Here is a 25540-nt window from a genome sequence, read left to right as displayed (position 1 = left end):
CCGAAGGGATGGCCAATTTTGTAGCCCCGAAATAATTCGGGGCTACAAAATCGTTAACCCACCACGTCTTCGTCGGCGTTGTGAGCCAGCTTCTTTTTTACGACATCGGCCGGGTATTTTAGGGCCAGCCGGCGAATATCGTAGCTGAACTCTTCATAGGTTTCTTTCCAGAGTTTAGCCTCTTCTGGGGTGTAATCATAAAAACCCTGAGCGTTCAAAACGCCTTTCCCGCCCGCTTTGACAATATCGTCGATCAATTTGGGCACTTCAGTCTGGTTGCTTAGGGTCGGAAGTAAGTCTTTCATGACGGTATGATAAGCGGGCACACCTGTTAGATCCATCCACCTGAAAACGCCAACTAGTGTCATCCAATAGCCTGCATTATTCCGACAGGCTCGATCAACGTCCTCAACAGTCGCGTAACCGTTTTCGACCATACTGCAGGCTTCCCGATACATGGCGTACATCAGCCGATTGGTTATAAAACCACGAATATCTTTGCGAACCAACGTCGGTTCTTTGCCCCACAGATGAGATAGTTCATAGAGCCATTCGGCAGTTGGAACATCACTTAGGTCTCCACAAATAATTTCCAGGAACCGGGTAGTATGTGATGGCTCCGACCAGTGTAATCCTAAAAAGCGTGCGGGCAATCGGACCTCGCGCTGGAGAAGGCTAATCGGAATTGCCGAGGTATTGCTGGTAATAATGGCATCCTCAGCCACAACGGCTTCGATCCGCTCATAGACCGATTTCTTAATCGCTATATTCTCGAGCGTACACTCCATCACGACTTTACTGTCGCTTAACAGGCTATAATCTTCCGTAATAGTAAGTTGCTGAAAGTATGATTCAGGACTTTCGGTAAACAGCCCTTCCTGATAGGCTTTCGCCAAATGCTCCCGGATGCGAGGTTCGGCGGTTTCCATATCGACCGGGAGGGGTGCAACGGCCACCACGGTATGGCCTGCTATCAATAGGCAAGTGGCAATACTGCACCCCATTAGCCCCAACCCGACTACGCCCACGGGTATTTTCTCTGGATTTACTGGCTGATTCATAGCAGAAGTTGGGTCAAGATGAATTACACATGAAAAATGGAGAAACCTCTCGAATTTACTGCCGTGACCGGAGTTTTGATAACCTTCGCTCCCGTTCTAGGCATTAAACACCAATTTCTTTCCAAAAAATAAGTCCATGTTCTCGCTTGGCTTCGCCGAGTGAGGACTATCACTTCAAGGGCCTCTGGCCCGTTTTTAACTTCATTTGCAATACTCCGGCCAGAGGCCGTAAAAAAATAGTTCTCACTCGGCGAAGCCAAGCGAGAACGTGAGTTTGAGGCTTCTTAGCCTACAAAATCAGATTCCTCATTAGGAAGCAAAACGCCAATTTCTTTCCAAAAAGTAAGCTCAATATTACTGATAAGTATCCATAATGATATGGGTAGATACTTTTTTCGTTTTTGTAACTTCCATGAACTTAAATTTTAAATTTATTTAAGAACTATCTGTCTTATACTTAGAATTCTCATTAAAATTCTGAATATTAATAAGAAAGCAAAATTATGTTTTGTAAGATTGCTGATTCATTCTAACCTATTCTAAGATTATGTTCAAAAATGTACTTTGTTGCATTTTGCTGTTATTTGCTGTAACTGGACCGCTTTGGGCGCAGGACAGGCAAATAACTGGCCTCTTGCGCGACGAGCAGGATCAGCCCATATCGGGGGCAAACGTGGTTATCAAAGGAACTGCACGAGGAACAACGACGGACGCAGCCGGTGGATTTCGACTAACGCTTCCTGCTGGAAATGCCGTACTGACCGTTTCATCGGTGGGGTTTGTAGCGAAAGATGTAGCGGTATCGTCAGGGCAGTCTCAGCTTACCATTTCGCTGGTTGCTGACGACCGCCTTTTGGGCGAAGTAGTGGTAACGGCACTGGGTATCAAACGCGAAGCTAAGGCGCTGAGCTATGCCACCCAGGCTATTAAGCCTGCCCAGATTAATGAGGTTCGGGATGGTAACGTACTGAACACGTTACAGGGGAAAATTGCGGGTGCGTATATCACTCAGGGTTCAGGTGGACCCGGTACTGGCTCACGGATTGTATTGCGCGGTAACCGCTCTATTCAGGGGACAAACAATGCGCTGATGGTTGTGGATGGTGTCCCCATTAACAACAGCACCTTCGGACAGGCAACCAGCGACTTTGGTAGCGTTGCCAATTCGGATGGTGCGTCGAACATCAACCCCGACGATATTGAGAACGTAACGGTACTACGAGGTGCGTCGGCTGCTGCGTTATATGGTAGCCAGGCGGCTAACGGCGTTATTCTGATCACGACGAAACGGGGCAAATCGGGTCGTGTTTCGGTCGATGTAAACTCGGGCGTTTCGATCGATAAGCCATTTGCCTTGCCAGTGGTGCAAAATCAGTACGGACAGGGAGTTGGCGGAAAGCTGGACCCAGCAGTTGGTGCTAGCTGGGGTGCGGCTATGACGGGTCAATCGTACACAAATTACCTGGGCAACGCTGATACCTACTCAGCTCAGCCGAACAACATTCGTGATTTCTTCCGCACGGCTGTCAGCTTCAACAATTCGATTGGTATTACGGGCGGTTCAGATAAGTCGCAGACTTACTTATCGTATACCAACAACGCATTGCAGGGAACAGTCCCGGGCAATGATCTGACCCGTCACACGATTAACCTGCGCCTGTCGAATCAGATCAGCTCGAAGCTATCGACTGATGCCAAGGTGACCTACATTAACCAGTCGGTCATTAACAAACCACGGACAGGTGAGGAAAACGCACCAGTCATTGACGTCTATCAGATTCCGCGAAACGTTAGCCTGGCTACTGCTCAGAACTATGCTGTGCCCAATGCGTTCGGTCAGCCAACGCCAACAGCCTGGCCATCAACGCTGTCGTCTATCTACCAGAACCCTTATTGGATGACCAATCAGACGGCCATTAACCAATACCGGGATCGGATCATCGGGTTCGTTCTGGCGAAGTATCAGTTAACCGATTTCCTGAGCATTCAGGGCCGCGCTAACCTCGATAAATACTTCGATAAAAACGAAGAAAGCTACGCACAGGGAACCATCCTGTGGGCCAATCAGGCGGGTGGTAAATTCTCCCGGAACAACATTGTTAATACCCAAAGCTGGTATGACCTGTTGATCGAAGGCAAGAATAAACTTAGCCAGGACCTCTCACTCGATTACCAGGCTGGTGCAATTATTCAGGATACCCGCTATCAATCGACCAATGCTACTGCCGATGGGTTGAATGTACCAAACCGCTACAACCTGAATTTTGGTACCAACCAGTCGCTCGCCGATGATTTCACGCGTGTTCAGACGCAATCGCTATTCGGGCAGGCCTCGCTGGCCTGGCGGGACGCTATTTTCGTGAACGCCAGCTTGCGCAATGACTGGTCATCGACCTTACCCAAGCCCTATTCGTTCCAGTATCCATCGGTAGGTGCGTCGGTTGTTGTGTCTGATTTATTGAAATTCACAGGTCCTCTTTCGTTCCTGAAAATCAATGGATCGTATGCGCAGGTGGGTAACGGAGCTTCTCCGTATCTGTTACAGACCAACTATTCGTACAGCCAGGGTGCGGGATCTGGGTTTATTAGCCGCGATGGTACACAGGCTATTGGTAACCTGAAACCAGAAATCACGAAAAGCCTGGAATTTGGTATTGATGCCCGATTCTTTAGCAACCGGCTGGGCGCAACAGTTACGGCCTATAAAACGAACTCGATCAACCAGTTGCTGAAATTAGGACTGGCACCAGCGTCTGGCTTCAGCAACCAGTACATCAACGCGGGGGATATCCGTAACATGGGTCTTGAAGTGGTGATCAATGGAACGGCTATCAAAACAGATCGTTTCTCGTGGGATCTGACGCTGAACATGGGCATGAACCGCAATAAAATTGTCAGCCTGTCGCCCGATATTAAAACGGCGTTCCTGTCTGATGGCTATGGTCGTTCGGCCTCTCCGGTTGTAACAGAAGGTGGTTCGTATGGCGATATTGTATCGTACCGTTGGGCGAAAGATCCTGCTACTGGTCAATACCTGGTGGGTTCACAATCAACGAGTTCGACTGTTTCCGAAGCATCGGTTTTGTCTACAGGACTACCTGTTGCTACGAAAGATCAACAGCTAATCGGCAATTTCAACCCAAAAATGCTGCTGGGCTTTACGAACACTTTCACGTTTAAGGGCTTCTCGCTTCGCGTGCTGGTCGATGGCCGGTTTGGTGGCATAGCTGTATCAGGTACCGAAATGAACCTGGCATTCAGTGGCATTCCAGAAGTAACCGCACAGAATCGGGCTGGTGGCTGGGTGTTGCCCGGCGTTACGGCGGGTGTTGCTGGTGCCGACGGTGTCACGATGGTTGGAGCAGGAAAAGCCAATACCACGGCGATTACAGCCGAGCAATTCTGGCAAACTGTATCGGGTAAGCGGTACGGCTGGGGCGAATTCTTTGCCTATGATGCAACCAATGTTCGCCTTCGCGAACTGTCGCTTGGCTACGGCATTCCAGTGCCCTCGAATTTCTTCATCAAATCGGCACGTCTGTCGTTTGTAGCCCGCAACTTATTCTGGTTTTATCGGGGTAGTTCCATTCTGGACATTCCCGGTATTGGCAAACGCAAAATGTGGTTCGATCCAGACATGAACCTCACCAACGGTAACTTCCAGGGTGTTGAATATGGTACCCTGCCCTCTAACCGGAGCATTGGTCTGAACCTGAAACTTTCTTTTTAACTCGAAACGATCGTCAATATGACTTCTTATAAAACACGCTTACGGAAAACCCTCCTGGCGGCCTGCGTATCGGCTCCTCTGTTCTGGGCGGTTGGCTGTACTGATAATTTTGATGACATCAATACCAACAAAACCAAAATAACGGTCATCGGTGCGGGCGAAATTCCCTATCTGTTTTCGAAAGCACAGTCGGCAGGTATCCTGAGTCAGTATACCTATCAGGTTGGCGAAAACCTCTTCTCCGATCAATACGCGCAGTATTTTGCCTGCGTTGCCACCTACTTTCCCTCCGACCGGTTTGTGATTCGGATGGACTGGCTGCAAGGTCCCTGGAGTCAGATGTACACCGAGGTTGTGCCTCAGTTGAAAACGATTATGGCGAGCGCGGATGCCAATTCGGCGGAGTACGCGCTGGCTAGCATCTGGTGGGTGTATACCTTCCATCGCTGGACGGATTACGTTGGTCCTATTCCGTATTTCAAAGCTGGTGAGCCAGCTACATCGGTAGCTTATGATGCACAGGACAAAATCTATGACGATTTCTTCAAGCGTCTGGCGGCTGCTACGACGGTGTTGAAAGGTAAAACCAGTGAGAAACCGTTTGGTGCTTTCGATCTGATGTACGGTGGCGATGCCAACAAATGGATCAAGTTTGCCAATACGCTTCGTCTTCGGTTAGCGCTTCGTATCTCGAAGGTTGATCCAGCTCGGGCAAAAACAGAAGCGGAAGCAGCTGTGGCGGGTGGTGTACTTACAACCAGCCCCGACGACGACGCTCTGGTACAACGGAGCACAAAAGGCAACGACGGAAATGGTCTGTCAATCATGTCAGACTGGAACGAGTTTCGGATGAGTGCCGCTATGGAATCGGTGCTGAAAGGCTACAACGATCCACGCATGCCGACGTACTTCCTGCCTGCGGTGAAAACCAATACGTATGAAGGTTTACGGAACGGTCTGGCGACAACGCAATTGACCGAAACCGTTAACACGGCCGATTATAATTCACACGTAGGACAGCGCTGGACATCGACTGGTTTGGCCACTCCTCAGAACGTGATGGCCACTGCTGAGTCGTATTTCCTCCGTGCCGAAGGGGCACTGAATGGATGGAGCATGGGCGGTACAGCTAAGGATTTCTACAATAAAGGAATCGCGATGTCGATGGCGCAGTGGGGTATAACAGATGCTGCAGCCATTGCTGCGTATCAGGCTAGTGCACAAACGCCAATTGCACCAAACGATTACCTGAAGTCGGCACCGCTGAGCAATATTCCTGTAGCCTGGGGAAGTACAGAAGCTATTCAGCGTGAGCAAATTGGTACGCAGAAATGGCTGGCTCTGTTCCCGGATGGCTTTGAAGGCTGGGCTGAGTACCGCCGGACACGCTTTCCAAAACTGTATCCAGTTGTGAATTCTGATAACCCAGATATTCCAGCGGGAGGTGTGCTGCGTCGTATTCCAATTCTGCTGGTTGAGCAGCAAACGAATGCCGTTGAAGCCCAAAAAGCAGTATCGCTCTTAGGCGGTGCCGATAAGGTGACAACGCCATTATGGTGGGATAAAAATTAATCTAATCTTAAACACGGAGAAACGGAGAACGACACGGAGAGCACGGAGAAAAAATCTCTGTTATCTCCGTGTTGTTCTCCGTTTCTCCGTGTTTAACTTTCATGCCATGAAGCTACTTACGCTCTGTTTACTTGTAATACTTTTCACATCCTGTGACAGTACCGATACACTATTTGAAAAACTACCTTCCTCGCAGACCAAGGTCACATTTAAAAACATGCTGGAAGAATCGCCCGAATTCAACGTGCTGAAGTACGGGTATTTCTACAATGGCGGGGGCGTAGCAGCGGGCGATTTCAACAACGATGGCCTGACAGATTTATACTTCACCGGCAATCTGAACGCCAACAAACTCTACCTGAATAAAACAGAACCCAGTTCAGGAAAACTAACATTCGAAGACATTACCGACAAAGCCGGAGTGAGCGCAGCCGATGGCTGGAACACTGGCGTCTCGGTAGTCGATATTAATGCCGATGGCTGGCTCGATTTATACGTTTGTCGTTCGGCGGCAACAGATTCGCGGCTCCGTCGGAACCTACTGTTCATCAACAACAAGAATTTGACCTTTTCAGAAAAAGCTGCTGAGTATGGTCTCGATGATCCCGCGTATTCAACCCAGGCCGCTTTCTTCGACTATGACCGCGATGGCGACCTGGACTGCTTTCTGCTCAACCACTCGGTGCAGGAGTTTGCTGGATTTAGCCGTATGATCAGCGATTTTAAGCAGCAAACGAATCCTAATTACTCCAGCAAACTGTATCGTAACGACCGAAATGTAGGCGGTAAATTCGTTGATGTATCAAACTCGTCGGGCATGGTATCCAATGTGTTGAGCTTCGGCTTGGGTGTTGCCGTGAGTGATTTTAACAACGACGGCTGGCTCGACTTCTACGTGTCGAACGACTACAACGAAAACGATTACCTATACATAAATCAGCACGATGGTAAATTTAAAGAGGTCGTGCGGGAAGCAATGGGCCATACGTCACTCTACTCGATGGGCTCCGATGCTGCCGATGTGAATAACGATGGTCGCATCGACCTACTAACCCTCGACATGCTCCCCGAAGGAAATGAGCGTATCAAATTGACCTCTGGGGACGATAATTACGATAAATACAAACAGTTGTTACGATCCGGTTTTCATCACCAAACCATGCGTAACATGCTACAATTGAATGTGGGGGAAATAGCGGGGAGCATGGAGCGCGGGGCAGAGAATAGCAATAACCCTGCCCCGCGCTCCATGCTCTCTTCCCCTATCTTTAGCGAAATTGGTCAGTTGGCAGGTGTTTCTAATACCGACTGGAGTTGGGCTGGCCTGTTCGCTGATTTCGATAATGATGGTTGGAAAGACCTATTTGTGAGCAATGGCTATGCCCGTGATTACACGAATATGGAATTCCTGAAGTTTACGATGGACGAGCAGTTGAAGGCACGTCAAACGGGAGCGCAAACGAATCCGATGGATGTCATTGCCAAAATGCCAAGCATTGATGCCCCCGACTATATTTACCGGAATCGGTCTGGCGATCCAGATAGACGGTTAACGTTTACGAACGAAACAAAAGCCTGGGGATTTAATGAGCCCTCGCAATCGAATGGGGCAATTTATGCTGATTTAGACAACGATGGTGATTTAGATCTGGTAGTCAATAATGTAAATGCCGAAGCCAGTATCTACGAAAATCATGCTGAGGAACAAGGCTCAAATAACCATCTTACACTCCAACTAAAAAGCCCAAGTCCTGCTCAGTTGATGGGCGCGCGCGCAACTGTCTGGGCCGGTGGTCAGATGCAGGTACAGGAATTCATGCCGGTACGGGGTTTTCAGTCGTCCATGTATGTACCCTTACTGTTTGGATTGGGAAAAACAACGACGGTGGATTCAGTCCGAGTTCGTTGGGCAGATGGCAAAACGCAGCTTGTACGCCCAACCCAGATTACTGAACCACTTACAATTACCTATGCCCCAACGGGCGAAATGACACCGCCTGCTGCGCTAAAACCATACTGGCAAGCGGACAATGAACTGGCCGTAACGCACCAGCAGGAAGCCATTAATGATTTTAAAATTCAACCCTTATTGCCCTACATGCTTTCGCCAACCGGGCCGGATTTTGCGGTCGGTGATGCCAATGGTGATGGCCGCTCGGATGTTTTTGTCGGTGGTGGGCGTGGACAGGGCGGCCAGGTTCTCATAGCTGGAGCCAGTGGTTTTTCGCCCATGCCTCAACCGGCGCTACTTGCTGACCGGACTTATGCAGATGCCGGTGCCGAGTGGTTTGATGTCGATGGCGACCACGATCTGGATTTGGTGGTGAGTAGCGCGGGTTATGAGTTATCCGTTGATGATGTCCGCTTACAAGTGCGTTTGTATCTGAACGATGGCCAGGGGCATTTGACAAAAGCCAGTGCGTTTCCTGATGTTCGGGTAAGTGCGTCCTGCGTTCGTTCGGCGGATATCGATGGTGATGGCGACCGGGATTTATTTATCGGAGCGCGGGTCGTGCCGGGTCGTTATCCCGAAACGCCTGTTAGCCATTTGCTAGTGAATGATGGAAAAGGCCATTTTTCAGAACAATCGAGTTCGCAGCCAATCCTGTCTCAACTAGGTATGGTAACCGATGCCGCTTTTGCAGATCTTAATCGCGACAAACGGCCCGAATTACTCGTAGCTATCGATTTTGGACCTATTCAGGCGTTCACCTTCCAACAGGGAAAGCTTCAGCCGCTTGTTGATTGGCTACCTACTACAACTGGTTGCTGGAATCGTCTGCTGGTTCAGGATATTGATAACGATGGTAATCCAGACATCATTGCCGCAAACGCTGGACTAAACAGCCAGCTTCTGGCCACACCCAACCGTCCCTTAACACTATATGGCATTAAGAACGTAGCGGGATCACTGCTACCAGTTTTAGCTGGCTATGATCGAACGGGTCGTGCCAACGGAGAACCGCATCCGTTCAATGCTCGCGACGAAATGCTTGATCAGGTCGTGACGTTGCGGAAGAAATTCACAAACTATACGAGCTATTCTAAAGCAACGATAACCGATTTGTTTGATCCTGAGGAGTTAAAACGGTCCCAGAAGCTCGACGCCACGACGCTGCAAACCGTGTTGTTTCGCAACGGTGGAGGAGCAACTCCGAAATTTACGATGCAGCCATTACCCATTGAAGCGCAGATGGCTCCGGCTTATGCTTTAGCGACCGTCGATGTCAATCACGATGGCTTGCCTGATTTGATCATTGGCGGGAATCGCGAATACAACCGCGTTCGACTGGGTAAGGAAGACGCCAATCGGGGACAGTTATTTTTGAATAAAGGCAAAGGTCTGTTTGCCTACGTACCGATGGCGCAATCAGGTTTACTGTGGGACGGCGACGTTCGAGATCTGGCGACAGTACAAGTTGCTGGACATACGGAATTGTTGGTTGGCGCGACGGGGAAAGCTGTGCGCACGTTTATACTGAGCAAGTGATAATATTTCTGATCATGATAGTACGAACGAAGACGTTCGCACTATCATGGTTATCAGGATAACGAAGCATTAAGACACAAATAATAAATTTGGGGTATCTTTGACTAGTAAAAATTGAGCGGGAAATGATAGCAACCAAATCTGGAGTGCAAGGGAGAAAGCCCAAGACGAAAGTGCCGGAACACCTGATTTACGAAATCATGGATGGTAAGCCTATTTATTATAAGGGCTATCAGGAGGTATTGGCTGGCACAAAAATGTTTTCAGAAATTATGGGTTCAAGTGCATTACAATCATTTATTGTAGCCTATGTTCAACGATTGCTTTTTAAGGAGTTAAGTGAAGATGATTTCATAATTCTTTCCAGCGAGTCGGGCCTTCATCTCGACAAGCGCAATAACTTAGCTGGCGATATTCTCATTTTCGATACAATCACGCTACCTATCGAAGCTATTGATGAATTTTACGTTCATGTACCTCCTAAGGTCGTGATTGAAGTGGATATTACTGCCGATCCCACCGATGTTACCAGTGATAGCTATATCTTCCAGAAAATAGAGAAACTCCTGAAATTCGGCGTAGAGAAAGTAATCTGGATTACAACCCAAGCCAAAAAGGTTACAGTCGCTACACCTAATGATGACTGGCAGGTAAAAGATTGGCACAAAGACGTTGAGATACTTAACGGTATCTCGTTTAACATTGGCCGGTATTTAACCCAGAAAGGTTCGCCTTTTGCGTAGTGGCTGTGTTTCTGGCCGTGAAGGCAACTCAACGATTACTGCTTTTTATACACGGTGAAAAAGCTGGTCGTTGATGATGAAGTCGTAGTAGGATCGCGGGTCAGACGTAGCTCGGTTGCATTGATACTTACAACGTAGAAAGTGACTATCCCACTGGCACTTGGCCCTCCACTGACGATGGTGACACCATCTAACTTAAGTTCATATCGATTCAGGGCACTTTTGCCTAAATCAACGATAGACCAGGCACCAGAACCACTGTCGCCCTGGTCGTCGGTGCTGGTGTATGTTTTGGTACTCGTTAACGTAAACGCGTTACCGAATTTTCCTGAACTGGTGGTGGGCGATTTCTCTACGCCATTGACCTGAACCGTTACGGTTTGCGTGGTTGGCGTTTGCTGTAGCAAGGTCAATACCTGATCGCTACCCACCTTACGAACTTCTAATGCTTCTGAGCGGTCGAATACCCAGGTGCCTGCAAACAAACTGGTGATCGATGGCACCAAATACGTAAAGGACAGTTTGGTTGGCGTACTGCCTGTACTTTTGGTTAATGTGAGGTCTGAATTACCCGGAAGATCGTAGATGGCGATCTCCACCGTGTATGTTTTTGTCGTACCATCTTCAGCCGTAACGACATACTTGATGGGGTTTAACAAATCCACCTGAACGCCGGATGCGGGCGAACAAGTGGCCTTATCAGACAGCGTGATCGTTGGCTTAAAATACAGATTCTGAATATCGATATCACCAGAGACCACATAAACGGCAGAGATGGTCTGTTTGCTTTCGTCAATCACAAAATCGACGCCATCCGCCGTAAATTTTACAATAGCTTTCGAACTACTTTTGGTCGTAGCCTGCGGAGTGGGGTCATCACTCTTGTTAGGGCAGCCCATCGTCGATAAAACGACCACAAGTAATATAGAGAATCGGGCTAGTGTTTTCATCGTTTTTAGAAATCCTGATTACATTCTCTGTAGTCTAACGAGCTATTCGGTACGTACAATTGGTCTATCAATTGGGGGATTCTGACTCCTAAGTAAGTAAAACTTATCGTTCTGAAAATAAAATAGTTAGCAAACGGAAGTGTTAACTAACATAGATGATGAAGCGGGGCTTTAGCTTGCATTAGGTGCTAATGTCTTCGGTATAATTCTGGTACGCGTCCGCTTATCACATAAGCGCTCCATGCAATTGGCAAAGCGCCTTACTTTGAGCTTTCTACACTAGCACTAAACCTTCATGGGCAAGAAAATCCTGGTTTCGTTTGCGACGGCTTTACAAAATATCCGCACTCGCTTTTTCCATACTATTCTGTCGATACTGGGTATTGTTATTGGCGTAGCTGCCCTGGTCGCTATGCTGTCGTTGATTGATGGTATGGAGCAGTATGCTCAGGAGCAAATCACAAAGACTACCTCATTGAAGGCCATTCTGATACAGCCCAATCTTTACAAATCGGTGAATGAGGTAGGGGTGAAGAAGCAGAACTATGAGTATTTAAATTACGATTCCTTTACAAAGCTGCGGTCATCTCTGACAAAACCGGCAGCGGGGTACCTCTATAGTCGACAAAGTGATGAAATTACCACAAAGACAGATAATCGCCCTATCGGCACCATTGTCACGGGTATGAGCCTGCCACTTCACCCAGATATTGAGTTGCTTTATGGCACGGCTTTTAGCGAAACCGATCTGAAAAATAAGCGCCCTGTTGCCGTTATCAATCAGCGATTGGCAAAACAGCTAACCGGAAAGAAGCCTGAGAAAACGGCAATCAACCAGCAGATTGTATATAAAGGTACTCTGCTGACCGTTGTCGGAATTTCGGCGGATAAGGATGCTAAAGTTGGTCAGTTGATGATGCTCGTTACGCTATTTCCAGATAGTGTTCTGAAAGCTACTCCGCCCATGGGCATCATTGAGGCTAAGAACGTAGAAGAAGTGCCTGAGCTAAAAAAGCAGATTGAGAACTGGCTGACTGCTAATATGAAAACCAAACTGGCCGATTTCTCAATTATTACTAATGAACAACGTGTCGGTCAGGTTGCCAAAGGGTTCCTGTTATTTCGCCTGATTATGGGAATGATTGTGGGTATTTCGGTACTGGTTGGCGGGATTGGCGTTATGAACGTACTGCTTATTTCCGTAACAGAACGTACTGTTGAAATTGGTGTTCGCAAAGCGCTCGGCGCAAAACGGCAGGATATTTTATGGCAGTTTCTGTCTGAGTCCATAACGATTTCGACCTTTGGCAGTTTACTTGGACTAGCATTGGGCTTATTAAGTACGCTGGCTTTCGTACCAATTGTAAAAGCCCTGATAGATGTCCCTTTTCAGATGGCGTATACCTGGAATACGTTTATCATCATCATGGTCATTGCGATGCTAATTGGCGTCATCTTTGGAACATATCCAGCCATGCGAGCCGCCCGACTGGACCCCGTCGAAGCCATTCGGCGCGAGTAGAAATTGGCATATTACCCTTACTACTCAGGAAAAACAGTCCGTGAATTTTCCGGATATTGAGTATACCCATCCATATCGATGCGATCTTAATCCCCACTGGCGCGAATCACAAGTTCGCGCCAGTGGAAAATGATTATACGCTTAACTTTCCCTCAATTGAGTCATCCAGGGTTTTCCCCAGTATAGCCCCGGCGATCGTTTTGACAAACGCTACTGCATTCCCATGCTTATTGTCCCAATAGTAACCTTCCTGCGTGTCTATTTTTATCGCCGTAATACGTGGATCATCGACGCCTTCGGTAAACCACGTTTTTAAAACAGGCTCCCAAAGCTCCTGAATGAGTTGCTTGTCTTTAGATAGCGTAGCTACCCCATAAACACTCAAAAAATCAGAATAGTCTGAACCCTGGAACAGGAGTTGAACCTGACTATCGATCAGAATTTCCGCATTTTTGTGGCTGTCGGCGGCACTTAAAAACCAGAAATTACCGTCGTCATCTACCTTTTGCACCGACATTGGCCTTGTTCGCAGCGGCTCTCCCGTCGTGATCTTCGTGCAGAAAAAACAAGTATTGGCTTTCCCAACCAGTTCTTTTATTTTTTTTCCGGCTTCGGCGCCTGCTAAATCTTCGTGATTCTTTTCGGGCTGTTGTTGATTGATACTGTCCATAACGCTTGAGTTAATTGATACATCCTTGTTCGGCTCCTAACCGTTTGTTAGCCTAACCCTCTTTTGATAAATCATAAAGACCATATTTCCTTATTGTATGGTCTCGGGTGTGTATGTCTTTCTAGGAAAATACCTGTAATTGCAGCCCGTTAGCATCCATCCTTATACATAGTTACAGCATGGCCTACATTATGGTTGACATTGAGAGTGACGGCCCTATTCCGGGCGACTTTTCAATGATTTCCTTTGGTGCTGTTTTAGTTGATGAACAACTTGACAAAACGTTTTACGGAACCTTAAAACCGATTTCTGATAAATTTATCCCCGAAGCTTTAGCGGTTTCAGAATTCTCAAGAGAGGAGGTGCTGGTGTTTGACGACCCAAAACAGGTGATGATAAATTTTAAGGCGTGGATAGAAGAAACCTGCCAAAGCCGCCCTATTTTTATTAGCGATAATAATGGCTTCGACTGGATGTTTATCTGCTGGTATTTTCACCATTTTCTTGGCGAAAACCCATTTGGTCATAGCTCGTATAATTTAGGGAGCTTATACAAAGGCCTTGTGAAAGATACCTTCAAGACATTTAAGCATTTACGCAAAACAACCCATACGCACAATCCCGTTGATGATGCCCAAGGAAATGCCGAAGCCTTGTTAATCCTGAAAAGTGACTATGGATTGAAAATCAGATTTTGACGAATAGAGTCAACAATTGATTACGAACCTCTTCATTTACGTTCAATGTTGGCTGTTTTTTTAGACTGCAACTCTACTTTTCCTGAATCTTGTCAATACAGCTACGCCTATCCAGTATAGTACTAAAAAAGGGATTCCCGGAATAAAGAATAGCATTAGAAATTCAAACCCCTTTGGAAAGTTAAATTCAGTAATATAGACTACGGTTGCTGTGATAATACCTAGTAAACTTAAAAATACGGATAGGATTGGGCTCCAGATGTTGATTTGCCGCAACCTGTATAAATATACTGAAAGCCAGATTATGGCTATGAATTGACAAAATCGTCCAATCACTCCAATAGTTATGATAGTCGAATTGTCATAACTTTTAACAAATGCTTCAGCGTTTTTACCCTGGCTTATCCATTCCTTTAATGCTTCCGGGTATGAATAATGGTGATTGAATTCCCAAATAAATTCTGCGAAGGCGTAGGTAAAAATCGCGATCATTATCCATCTGGTTGATTTTTTTATTGTCAATGAACTACTTCTAAATAGAAACAGGATAAATACCCCAAAAAGCAGTGCTGCTATAAAGAGAAAAGTATACCTTAAATGTTCTCGTTCGGGATGTTCAAGCATTTTAAGACTGAGGTCAGGCGCTTTAACTAAACCAATTATTCCTAAAATTGGACATATCAATAAAAAAAGTAGTATCCCAATCCGTTCAAATGATTGAGGATAATATTTTAAAAGTAATAATGCAATCGAAGTAAGAGCAATTGAAATAATAGCCCAGATTAGTACATAAACCTGAAAACTATTCGCTTCTACATAAGGTGAATAGTTGCCTATCGAATTTCCTATCAAAAATGGAAGTATAATTAAAACTAAGGCTGCCAGAGTTAGTACTATTTTCTTTTTCATTTGGCTTAGTTGATTAGCAGGTTCAGCATCAAACATAGGCCGACGCGCAAGGCATCGCAAAGACTATTGAGGGAGGGACGCGGATTTTGAGTGAATAACCCGAATGGTGAGCTAACAAGGAAACGGTATGCATTCAAGTTCCCTCAAAAAAAAGGTCGCTTACAAAAGAAAAGTGAGCGTTGGCTAACTTGAACTAGCAAGTATGATCTGAAAATCAGTAGCTTGCTTTATAGAAATCTCACCATCTACGTATGAAATACTGGCTGTTGCTTTTACTGGGATGGCCGCTGCTGGTAGAAGCACAACACGTTGCGCCAGTCCAGTTGAACGGTACACCCAACTGGACGAAGCCGCTGGATATTGCCAGCCATACCTTGTTTTACGATGATCTATCGGGTTTACCGCAACCGTTCCCCGTCATTCGTCGGAAGGAATTCCTTCCCTTTGCCCAAAAGCAGCAGACATACCGAAAACCGCCACAATCAACGGTATCGACTATTGTTACCTGGCTGGTCGTGCGGGTTCAGAATACCAGTTCAGTCCAAACAGCCGAAACCCTGCTGGATGTAGGCGGGCACGGTCAGATTGATTTATATACGGAGCAGGGCATACATGTGCAGCAAACGGGTATCTATTTTTTGCCCTATAATATCGAACAATGGAGGCCTGTTCGCTTACGGGTTGGCCCATTGCAGACCACTACGTTTTTTGTGAAGATCACGGATTTTGTGCGTGTTGTAGCACCCATCGTGCCCATGCTGCATACACCCTTAAGCCTGAAATTGATGATTGCCGACCGTTCGCACCTGATGAGATGGTTGTTTTTGGCCATGGCGATGATAGCGGCTGGTCTGTTTATTATGAGCCTGTTTGCGGCCACGCAGTATTATTTCAATCGGGATCTGGTCTTTCTATACTATACCATCTTTTGTTTTGCCGCTTCCTTCTCCGTTGTGTGGAATATGAATTTTGCGTTAGGGTTAGGCTTGCCGCTACAGATGCATTCAACAAACCAGCCGTTTTCCTTTATCATCTCGTTCTTTTACATCCTGTTTGTTGCCCGCTTTATTGATTTACCGATCCATTCTCCTAAAACCTGGACGTTGCTACGGGCTTTGCTGATTGTATTTGCCATTCAGGAAGCCCTGGCTCTCTACGAATATGCCAACGGGTTGATGTTTAGGGTAAATTGGGTTTATCAGGGACAGGAGTTGCCATTTCTGGTGGCTGGTATAGTGGTCTTTATTGCTTTATTACGTAGTAAGAGCCCGTTTCGAGGCTATCTGCTCGTTGGCATTATCTGTCTATGGCTGATCTCTTATTTCGTTTTATTCCTGGATGTTCGAATTATGACGGGCAACTCATCCATTCTGGTGTTTGCCCGGTTCCTGCCATTTTTCTTCAGCCTGGGCATGTTGTTTGAGAGCTTCTTCTTTTTGCTGGCTCTGGCCTATCGAAATCGGCTAGTTGAAATTGAGAAAAATCAGATGCAGGGGCGGTACACCCAGCAACTTGAAGAGCAACTCACCATACGAACGCAGGAAATTGAGGCCAAGAATCAACTGCTGGAAGATCGACGCATTCAGCAACTTCAAACCGAATTTGAGCATAAACTGGCCGACACCGAAATGACGGCCCTGCGTGCCCAAATGAATCCTCATTTTATTTTCAATTGTCTCAATTCCATTAAGTTATATACACTTCAAAATGATACCGATAAAGCCTCCGATTACCTGACCAAGTTTTCCCGGCTTATCCGGCTCGTCCTCGAAAACTCCCGCGCCGACCGTATTTCGCTCCAAAATGAACTGGAAGCCCTCCAGCTCTATAGCGATTTGGAAGCCATGCGCTTTAAACAGAAAGTGCGGGTAAGTATTCGGGTTGACCCCAACATTGACCAGCAGGAGGCTACCATTCCGCCCTTGTTGCTCCAACCCTACGTCGAAAACGCCATCTGGCATGGGCTGATGCATAAGATGGAGGGCGGAACTGTAACGGTTGAGGTAACCCAACCTACCGATACCTATTTGCACGTTGAGGTCACGGATGATGGCGTCGGCCGGGCGCGGGCCTCAGAACTCAAAAGCAAGTCGGCAGGTAACCAGAAGTCATTTGGGATGCAGGTAACAGCCGACCGGATACGGATGATTAATGAACTTTACAACACCCAAACGCAGGCCCAAATCTTCGATTTAATCGCCCCCGATGGCGAACCCCTCGGCACGAAAGTCGTGCTGGAGATACCTGTTTAACCAGTGAAGAATGAAAAGTGAAGAGTGAAAAATAGGCTAACGCGAATTATTCTTCATTTTTCACTCTTCATTTTTCATTAAAATTATGAAAGCTCTCATCATTGACGACGAACCCGATAATGTAGAGTTGCTGGCGCTTCAACTGGCCCGGCACTGCCCGCAGGTAGAAATTATTGGGCAGTTTACCGATAGTCCGTCGGCTTTGCTAGCCTTGCGAACGTCGCGTCCTTCGCTGGTTTTTCTGGATATTGAGATGCCCATGTTGAATGGATTTCAATTGCTCGAACAACTGGGTGAGGTGCCGTTTCAGATTGTTTTCGTGACTGCCTACAATCAGTATGCAGTACGCGCATTTCGGTTTTCAGCTCTCGATTATTTGCTTAAGCCTGTCGATACGGTTGATCTCGTGAATACCGTTCGGCGGGCTGAACAGGCTAGCCTCACGGCTTCGGGTGTGTTGGGTGCGGCTCAGCTAGACTTATTGCGGGCGTGGTATCCAACAACTCAATCGGGGAGCACATCATCGGCAACGCTGCCCACAAAAATAGCATTGCCCTATGCCAACGGGTTGACGTTTGTTGAAACAAGCCAGATTCTCTACGCCGAATCCGACAGTAACTACACCAATTTCGTGCTGGAATCGGGCGAAAAATACCTTATCTCCAAAACCCTCGGCGACGTTCAGGAGATGCTGGAAACCCGGAATTTCCTGCGTGTTCATCGGCAGTACGTCGTGAATCTGAATCACATCAAACGACTGATCAAAGGCGAAGGTACGTACCTGATTCTGACCACAGGGGCCAACATTCCTGTATCCCGGCAACACAAGGATCGGTTATTGGTGCGGTTTGGTTGGGTGTAAATTGGGCGCTGTTTTCTATAGATCTAACTAGTTTCTACGAATAGCCTAACTCTAGGGCAATAGGTCGCCAATCTTTCTGTGGCGAAGCATTCTTGAGCCTACTTATTTTTTCTTGCTGGGCTTCGGAAACACTTGGTGCGAGTTAGCCCATTGGTGCCACTGATTTTCTAACTGGCGAACTTTGTCAGGGTATTGAGCGGCTACGTCCTGCGTCTCGGATTTGTCAGTGGCCAGATTGAACAGATGCCAGGTGCTGTCTAGACTTGATGAAACTAGTTTCCAGTTACCTGATCGGGCGTATCGAGCGCCAAAATGCTCGTTAAACAACGATTCGTGACTCAGTGTGGCTTTCCCTTGAAAAGAGGGCGCGAGACTGATTCCGCTTGTTGGTGTAATTGCGTGACCTTTAAATTCCTTTGGATAAGTAGCGCCTGCCAGTTCGACAAACGTGCTCATGAAATCCATGACATGGCCTACCTGAGCGCTGTAACTCCCTTTTTTGGCTGTAATCCCTTTTGGCCAGAAAGCCACCAGCGGGGTGTGAACGCCCCCTTCATAAGATTCAGCTTTCCAGAACTGATAGGGCGTGTTGGCTACATTTGCCCAGCGCTGGCCGATAGAGGCATAGGATGTTTGTGCACCGGGCATAATCTGTTTCTTCAGGTCATATACAATTGGGCGACCATCCCGAGTTTCGTTAGGACGGTCGAAGCCTGGTCCGTAAGCGGCACAGTTTTCTGGGCTCGCTCCGTTGTCTGACAAAAACAAAATCAGCGTATTGTCGAGTTGTCCAGTTTCGCGCAACGCCTTGATCATACGCCCAATACCCTGATCCATTCGATCGATCATAGCGGCATGAACGGCCATCGCGCGAGCATCCCATTCTTTGTCCGGGTTGTCTTCCCAGCTTAGATTAGCCTCCCAGCGTTCAGAGAGTTTGGTATTTGTGGGATCAATCAGGCCAATCTTACTCATTTTCTGATACCGGGCTTTCCGTATGGCTTCCCAACCCGACTTGTACGTATCCTTGTATTTGGCAATGTCTTCGGGCAGTGCCATCAGGGGCCAGTGTGGAGCTGTTTCGGCCACATAAATAAAGAACGGCGACGACCCCTTGGCGAAGGACTTGATATACGCTACGGTCGTATCGCTGATGGCGTCTGTATGGTAATAATTCTTCGGCACATTCTTAACGGGTTTGATACCGCTTACAAGGCTAAACGGGTCGAAGAAATCGACTACTCCCCAGATATTACCAAAGTACTTATCAAAACCACGATTGGTTGGGTACTGATCGAGGGGAGCGAAATCGCCATATTCTTTCTTATGATTCAGCCAGTCCAGTTGGTCCTGTGGGTTTTTCTGAACATTAGTATTCGATACGTGCCACTTGCCCGTCATGGCCGTCTGATAGCCTGATGATTTCAGTACTTCTGCTAGCGTAACTGTGTTTTCGGTCAAGTGCCCTCGGTAGCCGGGTTCGTCTTCGGCATCAGTCATTTTGCCAATACCTGCCTGCTGATTATATAGACCGGTTAGCAAAGCCGCGCGGGTGGGGCAGCAGCGCGAGGTATTGTAAAACTGCGTATAGCGAATGCCGTTATTGGCTAGAAAATCAATATTGGGTGTGTGAATTTCGCCCCCATAGCAGCCCAGATCTGAGAAGCCCATATCATCAGCCATAATCACTATAATGTTAGGCTTACGAGTTGCATTAGGCGATAGTGAGTCGGCCTGTTTCTTCTCAAATCCGCTCAATAACAGAATGGCTGCTATGGCTATTACCGAAAATGACACAATGAATGACCCCTTCTTCATCTTACTTTTTGCCCGTTAGTGCTTTTATCTCCCTAACCTCATCTTTGCTAAAGGGCGTCCCGTCTTGCCGGAAGATGTCGTGAAACCATAATTCGGGCTCTTTTCCGTCGGGCATGGGTGATCCCCACGCATAAATGGTATTGGTTTTGCCGGAGACAAATCCCCAGTTGATAGCCCCAATGTTTTCCCGTTTCAGCATGGGCATAATGGTTTGAAACAGGCTGCCGTTTTTACGAGCCATATACTCTGTGCAGATCAGCGGTCGATTGTACTTCCGCAGCTCATTGATCCGCATTTGGTGATTATCGATGTATGCGTAGTTGTGATAGGTAATCACGTCCGAGTTTTCTTCCTGAAACGTATTTAGCTCGGTAAACTCTTTGTCCCAATTCCATACGCCAGCGCTGATCGGTTGAGAGGCATTAACGGTACGAGCCCAGCCAAATACTGATTTTAGCAGCGGTAAACTTTTGCTGAGGTAGCCACTGTTACCCGGTTCGTTGTAGAGATCCCAGAGCAATATTCGATCGTCGTTTTTAAAGGTTGTCATCACATCCTTCACGTAACTTTCCAGCACCTTCAGGCTATCGGGATGATTCAGGATCATGGTGCCGGGATCGCGCACCCAGCCACTGTTATGAATGCCGATTTTTGGGGCAGGCTGCTTGCCGGGATGGTATTCGTCGTTCCAGCAATCATCAAAAAACACGAGTATCGTTTTAATACCATGCTTATTCGCAATCTGGAGATATTGCCCAAGCCGATTTTTGAACCCAGCCTTATCGGTCGTCCAGGCCATATGATGGAGATAAACCCGCATTGCATTCAAGCCTAATCCTTCGGCCCAGCCTAACTCCTTGTCAATAGTTTGCGGATCGAATGTTGCGGCCTGGAACATTTCGAGCTGATTGATGGCCGTACTTGGCTGAAAATTAGAACCACGCACCCAACCTTGCTTCTTATACCAGTCGTTCGCTTTTTCTGTCGTCCATTTCGTTTGTGCTTGTAACCCTGATACAGAAAGTAAGAGGCATACGAATACGGTCAATACTTGTTTCATGAACATTAATTCGGGGTTTAGGAAAGGGTTAATACGGTGCAAGGTAAGTTTTTTGCCCTTCTGATACATTCTGATTATTGGCAACAAAAATGCCCTACTTTCTAAATCTGTACAGATACGGTGCTTTGTTAGCTGCTCCCGTATATTTCTTCTCAAGACGCTCCAGCACATTCAAATCCAGTATTTTCTTCTGAAAATTGGTGATGACGAACGGCCTATTATAAACGGCTTCGTATAGCTCCTGAACTTCCCGCATTGTGAACGTTTCGGGCAGAAGATTGAAACCAATTAGTTTTTGGTCAAGATTTTGGCGAAGGGCTTCGAGAGCAAACGTTAAAATCTCGCTATGATCATGAATCATTTCGGGAATGTCTTTGATACTTCGCCATTCGAGATACTCATCAAACTCGCCTGCTTGTGGATTAACTTTATTGATATCAACCAGGGCATAGTATCCAATACAAACAAACCGACTTGTCATCCAGTCGGTTACTTCAGGAGTAAATCGATGCTCATCAAATTTATTTAACTCCGACTTCACAACTTCCTTGTATCGACTGGTAGCGATTCGATTCTCGTCGCCAAATACGCGGAATTGCTCCAGATAGATACTTTCTAAGCCCGTTCTTTCCTTTAATATTCTGCTGGCAGCTTTATCAATCCCCTCCGTTTTTAGGATATACCCACCCGGTAAAGACCAACTGCCTTTCCCAAATTTGAATTTAGAAATCAGCACTTTCAATTCTTTATCCTGATAGCCAAAGATCACACAGTCAATCGAAAGGTGTGATATATAATCGTCATCGCCTAATTTCTTCATCTTTCTTGTACTTACGAGTCTAACCGCGCAGACACGGTCGGGGTGTTTTACGCGGTTCGATTGCTAGGAGCATGATCTTTGCCAATCACCCTGCAAAAGTAGGGTATATTGTCCTCATTAGTCTTCCTGGGAAATATTACTATTTTTACATGAAATGGTAAAAATGAAATCTATTTTATTTTTTTTATAATATAATAATAATCTGATTACTTTTGCTCTTGTCAATTTTTTATCCCCTTACCAAAACCATATTTTATGAAAAAATCGCTTCAATCCCAGGCGTCAATGCCTGGTTTCAGATGGCTTGCCATAACCGCCTTTTGTATCCTCTACTCGTTGTGTTCAGTGGCACAAAGCAAAAAAGATACAACAAGCTATATCCATACGCTTGATATCAGAACTGGAAAGATAGATACCGTTCTTGCTATCAAGGCCCATTTTGAAGCCCCGAACTGGCACCCCGACAATTACCTGGTTCTCAACAGTAAGGGTAAAATTTATACCCTGAATCTGGCGTCTAAAAAAGTAGCCGAACTTAATACGGGTTCTGTCACACAATGCAATAATGACCACGGGATTTCGCCCGACAAAAAATGGTTGGTCGTCAGCCACAATGACCGAAACGACCCGTCGACAAAACCATATAAATCGGCGCTTTATATACTTCCAATTGGGGGTGGAGAGCCTAAACGAATCACCCCTGAAGTGCCTTCGTTCTGGCATGGCTGGACCCCGGATAGTAAGACAGTAGCTTATTGTGCGGAACGCAATGGTAATTTTGATATTTATACCATTGGAGTCGATGGGGGCACAGAAAAACGGTTGACCAGCACCGAGGGATTGGACGATGGCCCCGATTATTCACCCGACGGGAAATACATTTATTTTAACTCATACCGCACCGGGCATATGCAAATCTGGCGGATGCTGGCCGATGGGTCAAAGCCTGAACAATTAACTTTTGATGAAAATTCGAACTGGTTTGCTCACCCTTCGCCCGATAATAACTGGATTGTTTATATTGCCTATACATCCGACGAAAAGCAGGCCCACCTGTTTGGCAAAAACGTCAAATTGCGCTTGATGAACACTAAAACGAAAGCTGTCAAAGACATTACCCCTGTCTTTTATGGCGGTCAAGGCACGATCAATGTACCTTCCTGGAGTCCCAACAGCCAAAAAATCGCCTTTGTCAGCTACTTAGTTAAATAACCGTCAACCCTACTCTGAATTTCTCATGAAAAAAGGCAATTCAACTTCCAGAAGGCATTTTTTACAACAGATTGGTGCTACCAGTCTGGTAGCAGCGTCCTCGCCTTTGTCGTCACTGGCCGCCCAGGAAAAAGCAGAAGAACGCATCCTGCATTATGAAAGACCGGTTTCGGCCAATGATACCATCCGATTAGGGGTAATTGGGTATGGGGTTCAAGGCCATTTTGACCTGAATACGGCGCTCAAAGTGCCAGGTGTTGAATTGGCTGGCATTTGCGATTTATACACAGGCCGCCTTGAAAACGCCAAAGAAAAATTTGGCAATGAATTATACACCACCCGAAACTATAAAGAACTCTTAAACCGAAAAGACATTGACGCGGTGATTATTGCCACGCATGATGTCTGGCATTCCCGCATCACCCTGGAAGCGTTGGCAAAAGGCAAGCATGTGTATTGTGAAAAGCCGATGGTTTATAAGATTAGTCAGGGCTATCCGGTGATAGCAGCCGCTAAAAAGGCGGGTAAGGTGTTACAGGTGGGTAGCCAACGGGTCAGTAGCATCGGGTATGCCAAAGCAAAAGAGTTATTGGCGGCTGGTGAAATTGGTAAACTCAATATGGTGAATGCCGTGTATGACCGGCAAAGTTCGATAGGTGCCTGGGAATACACGATTCCAAAAGATGCCGATGCCATGACAACCGACTGGGAACGGTTTGTTGCCGTCACGGCTACACCAAAAATGCCTTTTGATGCCAAAAAGTTTTTCTGGTGGCGGGCCTTTAAAGAAGTCGGTACAGGTGTAGCAGGCGACTTATTTATCCACTTGCTGAGTGGCACGCATTTTATCACCAACTCAAAAGGCCCTAAAAGCATTTACAGTACCGGGCAGTTCAGCTATTGGAAAGATGGGCGTAATCTGCCTGATGTGATGTCGGGCGTAATGCAATATCCCGACAGCCCGGAACACGCTGCCTTTCAGTTGACCTTACAGGTGAATTTTATCAGTGGTACGGGCGGTCAGGAGGTTATCCGGCTGGTTGGTTCTGAAGGGATCATTGATGTGATTGGCAATAACATTACGGTCAAACATAGTCTCATGCCCGAAGCTCCCGGCTTTGGTGGTTATGACTCCCTGTTCACGTTCTCAAAAGCTATGCAGGATGACATGCAGAAAGACTATGATGCTAAATGGACGGCCGATCAACGAAAAAGACCTACCAAAGAGGATATTGTGTTTAAAGCCCCTACAGGCTATGATGACCATTTAGACCACTTTACTAATTTCTTTGATTCGATCAGGACGGGTAAACCCGTTGTTGAGAATGCTGAGTTCGGCTTTCGGGCAGCTGCACCTGCTCTGGCTTGTAACGCAAGTTTTTTGAGCAAAAATATCGTGCACTGGGACCCTGTCAATATGAAATTGGTACAATAAAACTGATTCCAGTTTTATTATCATAGGAGGAATCTCAAGCTTGACTTATAAGGGATTTTGAGATTCCTCTTATGACAAATTTACACCAACCAGCGCGTTTGCGTATACGCATCGTTCCAGAAATACCATTCCAGTCGGCTCGATAGTCGAAAGGCTTCCTGCATTTGTATGCGTTCGGATGGGCTGGCTAATTCCGCAAAGTGGTCGGTTAGTTTGAGCATCTGGCTAACCGACTGGTCGAAGGCGTCGCCTGCATACGTGTCGATCCAGGCGCGATAAGGGTTTTCCTGGACGGCTCGCTCATAAATGTACTTGCCTACTTGCCGGTAAATCCAGAAGCACGGTAAAACGGCTGCTGCACCTACAGCAACCGATTGGAGCGATGTTGTGGCCAGCAGATAATTTGTGTAAGCAAAGCAGGCAGGCATTTTAACGGTCTCTGGCTGAATGGCATAGAGCGAGAAATAGGTTTCGTGTAAAGCCCGTTCCACCAGAATCGCGTTCTGCGCAAACTGCGTGAATTGCAGCATATGATCGGGAACTGTTGCCCGCGCAGCCAACTGATTCAGGGCGCGACTAAAATCGGCGAGGTACAACGCATCCTGTTGAATGTAATACTGAAATGTAGCAGAAGAAAGACTGCCTGCCATCAGTTCATCGACAAAACCATGCGCCAAAATGGAATCATAAATGGGGTTGATATCTTGCCAGAGTTGCTCGGTGAATTGCATCGCTT

Annotated in this window: 18 protein-coding genes; 10 read left to right on the top strand and 8 right to left on the bottom strand. The window is 46.8% G+C overall.

Annotated elements, in window-relative coordinates; genetic code table 11:
- Positions 1–53: 53 nt before the first annotated feature.
- The gene (locus GO755_RS16835; protein WP_157586328.1) at positions 54–1061 is read right to left on the bottom strand and encodes a 3-hydroxyacyl-CoA dehydrogenase family protein; all 1008 of its coding nucleotides are present in this window, start codon (positions 1059–1061) and stop codon (positions 54–56) included.
- A gap of 547 nt (positions 1062–1608) precedes the next feature.
- On the opposite strand from GO755_RS16835, the gene GO755_RS16830 reads away from it, so the two are divergent.
- From GO755_RS16830 to GO755_RS16815, 4 genes are all read left to right on the top strand, one after another.
- Positions 1609–4791 (top strand): SusC/RagA family TonB-linked outer membrane protein, encoded by a 3183-nt coding sequence (locus GO755_RS16830; protein WP_157586327.1) that lies wholly within the window; start codon positions 1609–1611, stop codon positions 4789–4791.
- Between the two features lie 18 nt (positions 4792–4809).
- Positions 4810–6363, top strand: a complete 1554-nt coding sequence (locus GO755_RS16825) for a SusD/RagB family nutrient-binding outer membrane lipoprotein (protein ID WP_157586326.1) — start codon at positions 4810–4812, stop codon at positions 6361–6363.
- A gap of 106 nt (positions 6364–6469) precedes the next feature.
- Complete coding sequence (locus tag GO755_RS16820; RefSeq protein ID WP_157586325.1) at positions 6470–9853, top strand: VCBS repeat-containing protein; 3384 nt, start codon at positions 6470–6472, stop codon at positions 9851–9853.
- Positions 9854–9978: 125 nt separating this feature from the next.
- The gene (locus GO755_RS16815) at positions 9979–10596 is read left to right on the top strand and encodes a PDDEXK family nuclease (RefSeq protein ID WP_157586324.1); all 618 of its coding nucleotides are present in this window, start codon (positions 9979–9981) and stop codon (positions 10594–10596) included.
- A 35-nt stretch (positions 10597–10631) separates the two neighbouring features.
- Here the strand turns inward: GO755_RS16815 and GO755_RS16810 are convergent, their stop codons facing one another.
- A complete protein-coding gene (locus GO755_RS16810) occupies positions 10632–11546 on the bottom strand; it encodes a DUF5018 domain-containing protein (RefSeq protein ID WP_157586323.1) in 915 nt (304 codons plus the stop codon).
- A gap of 295 nt (positions 11547–11841) precedes the next feature.
- On the opposite strand from GO755_RS16810, the gene GO755_RS16805 reads away from it, so the two are divergent.
- A complete protein-coding gene (locus GO755_RS16805) occupies positions 11842–13068 on the top strand; it encodes an ABC transporter permease (RefSeq protein ID WP_157586322.1) in 1227 nt (408 codons plus the stop codon).
- Between the two features lie 133 nt (positions 13069–13201).
- Here GO755_RS16805 and GO755_RS16800 read toward each other — a convergent pair whose 3' ends face one another.
- Complete coding sequence (locus GO755_RS16800; RefSeq protein ID WP_157586321.1) at positions 13202–13738, bottom strand: pyridoxamine 5'-phosphate oxidase family protein; 537 nt, start codon at positions 13736–13738, stop codon at positions 13202–13204.
- Positions 13739–13917: 179 nt separating this feature from the next.
- Here GO755_RS16800 and GO755_RS16795 point away from each other — a divergent pair, with 179 nt between their 5' ends.
- On the top strand, positions 13918–14436 hold the full coding sequence (locus GO755_RS16795; protein WP_157586320.1) for a 3'-5' exoribonuclease: 519 nt from the start codon (positions 13918–13920) through the stop codon (positions 14434–14436).
- Between the two features lie 60 nt (positions 14437–14496).
- On the opposite strand, the gene GO755_RS16790 is transcribed toward GO755_RS16795, so the two are convergent.
- Positions 14497–15345: a hypothetical protein gene (locus GO755_RS16790; protein WP_157586319.1), complete on the bottom strand. Its 849-nt coding sequence runs from the start codon at positions 15343–15345 to the stop codon at positions 14497–14499.
- Positions 15346–15596: 251 nt separating this feature from the next.
- Between GO755_RS16790 and GO755_RS16785 the strand changes: the two genes are divergently transcribed.
- The gene (locus tag GO755_RS16785; RefSeq protein WP_157586318.1) at positions 15597–17597 is read left to right on the top strand and encodes a sensor histidine kinase; all 2001 of its coding nucleotides are present in this window, start codon (positions 15597–15599) and stop codon (positions 17595–17597) included.
- Between the two features lie 85 nt (positions 17598–17682).
- Complete coding sequence (locus GO755_RS16780) at positions 17683–18459, top strand: LytR/AlgR family response regulator transcription factor (RefSeq protein ID WP_157586317.1); 777 nt, start codon at positions 17683–17685, stop codon at positions 18457–18459.
- A gap of 102 nt (positions 18460–18561) precedes the next feature.
- Here the strand turns inward: GO755_RS16780 and GO755_RS16775 are convergent, their stop codons facing one another.
- From GO755_RS16775 to GO755_RS16765, 3 genes are all read right to left on the bottom strand, one after another.
- On the bottom strand, positions 18562–20277 hold the full coding sequence (locus GO755_RS16775; protein ID WP_157586316.1) for an arylsulfatase: 1716 nt from the start codon (positions 20275–20277) through the stop codon (positions 18562–18564).
- A gap of 1 nt (position 20278) precedes the next feature.
- Entirely contained in the window at positions 20279–21337 is a 1059-nt protein-coding gene (locus tag GO755_RS16770; RefSeq protein ID WP_157586315.1) for a glycoside hydrolase family 2 TIM barrel-domain containing protein, read from the bottom strand.
- Positions 21338–21431: 94 nt separating this feature from the next.
- The gene (locus tag GO755_RS16765; RefSeq protein ID WP_157586314.1) at positions 21432–22157 is read right to left on the bottom strand and encodes an NUDIX hydrolase; all 726 of its coding nucleotides are present in this window, start codon (positions 22155–22157) and stop codon (positions 21432–21434) included.
- Positions 22158–22412: 255 nt separating this feature from the next.
- On the opposite strand from GO755_RS16765, the gene GO755_RS16760 reads away from it, so the two are divergent.
- Together GO755_RS16760 and GO755_RS16755 are read left to right on the top strand one after the other, a co-directional pair.
- A complete protein-coding gene (locus GO755_RS16760) occupies positions 22413–23369 on the top strand; it encodes a TolB family protein (RefSeq protein ID WP_157586313.1) in 957 nt (318 codons plus the stop codon).
- 25 nt (positions 23370–23394) lie between these two features.
- Positions 23395–24804: a Gfo/Idh/MocA family oxidoreductase gene (locus GO755_RS16755; RefSeq protein ID WP_157586312.1), complete on the top strand. Its 1410-nt coding sequence runs from the start codon at positions 23395–23397 to the stop codon at positions 24802–24804.
- A gap of 80 nt (positions 24805–24884) precedes the next feature.
- Here the strand turns inward: GO755_RS16755 and tenA are convergent, their stop codons facing one another.
- Positions 24885–25535 (bottom strand): thiaminase II, encoded by a 651-nt coding sequence (tenA, locus tag GO755_RS16750; RefSeq protein WP_157586311.1) that lies wholly within the window; start codon positions 25533–25535, stop codon positions 24885–24887.
- Between the last annotated feature and the right edge of the window lie 5 nt (positions 25536–25540).

The organism is Spirosoma arboris (assembly GCF_009754945.1).
GTDB lineage: Bacteria > Bacteroidota > Bacteroidia > Cytophagales > Spirosomataceae > Spirosoma > Spirosoma arboris.
The sequence above is the reverse complement of the archived record's forward strand: the minus strand, read 5'-3'. Positions and strand labels throughout refer to the sequence as shown.

Excerpts from the sequence above, each read along its gene's own strand:
- GO755_RS16795 (WP_157586320.1), top strand. The coding sequence starts at position 13,918 with ATGGCCTACATTATGGTTGACATTGAGAGTGACGGCCCTATTCCGGGC.
- GO755_RS16830 (WP_157586327.1), top strand. The coding sequence starts at position 1,609 with ATGTTCAAAAATGTACTTTGTTGCATTTTGCTGTTATTTGCTGTAACT.
- GO755_RS16775 (WP_157586316.1), bottom strand. The coding sequence starts at position 20,277 with ATGAAGAAGGGGTCATTCATTGTGTCATTTTCGGTAATAGCCATAGCA.
- GO755_RS16810 (WP_157586323.1), bottom strand. The coding sequence starts at position 11,546 with ATGAAAACACTAGCCCGATTCTCTATATTACTTGTGGTCGTTTTATCG.
- GO755_RS16820 (WP_157586325.1), top strand. The coding sequence starts at position 6,470 with ATGAAGCTACTTACGCTCTGTTTACTTGTAATACTTTTCACATCCTGT.
- GO755_RS16770 (WP_157586315.1), bottom strand. The coding sequence starts at position 21,337 with ATGAAACAAGTATTGACCGTATTCGTATGCCTCTTACTTTCTGTATCA.
- GO755_RS16755 (WP_157586312.1), top strand. The coding sequence starts at position 23,395 with ATGAAAAAAGGCAATTCAACTTCCAGAAGGCATTTTTTACAACAGATT.
- GO755_RS16815 (WP_157586324.1), top strand. The coding sequence starts at position 9,979 with ATGATAGCAACCAAATCTGGAGTGCAAGGGAGAAAGCCCAAGACGAAA.
- GO755_RS16785 (WP_157586318.1), top strand. The coding sequence starts at position 15,597 with ATGAAATACTGGCTGTTGCTTTTACTGGGATGGCCGCTGCTGGTAGAA.
- GO755_RS16765 (WP_157586314.1), bottom strand. The coding sequence starts at position 22,157 with ATGAAGAAATTAGGCGATGACGATTATATATCACACCTTTCGATTGAC.
- GO755_RS16780 (WP_157586317.1), top strand. The coding sequence starts at position 17,683 with ATGAAAGCTCTCATCATTGACGACGAACCCGATAATGTAGAGTTGCTG.
- GO755_RS16760 (WP_157586313.1), top strand. The coding sequence starts at position 22,413 with ATGAAAAAATCGCTTCAATCCCAGGCGTCAATGCCTGGTTTCAGATGG.
- GO755_RS16800 (WP_157586321.1), bottom strand. The coding sequence starts at position 13,738 with ATGGACAGTATCAATCAACAACAGCCCGAAAAGAATCACGAAGATTTA.
- GO755_RS16805 (WP_157586322.1), top strand. The coding sequence starts at position 11,842 with ATGGGCAAGAAAATCCTGGTTTCGTTTGCGACGGCTTTACAAAATATC.
- GO755_RS16825 (WP_157586326.1), top strand. The coding sequence starts at position 4,810 with ATGACTTCTTATAAAACACGCTTACGGAAAACCCTCCTGGCGGCCTGC.
- tenA (WP_157586311.1), bottom strand. The coding sequence starts at position 25,535 with ATGCAATTCACCGAGCAACTCTGGCAAGATATCAACCCCATTTATGAT.
- GO755_RS16835 (WP_157586328.1), bottom strand. The coding sequence starts at position 1,061 with ATGAATCAGCCAGTAAATCCAGAGAAAATACCCGTGGGCGTAGTCGGG.
- GO755_RS16790 (WP_157586319.1), bottom strand. The coding sequence starts at position 15,345 with ATGAAAAAGAAAATAGTACTAACTCTGGCAGCCTTAGTTTTAATTATA.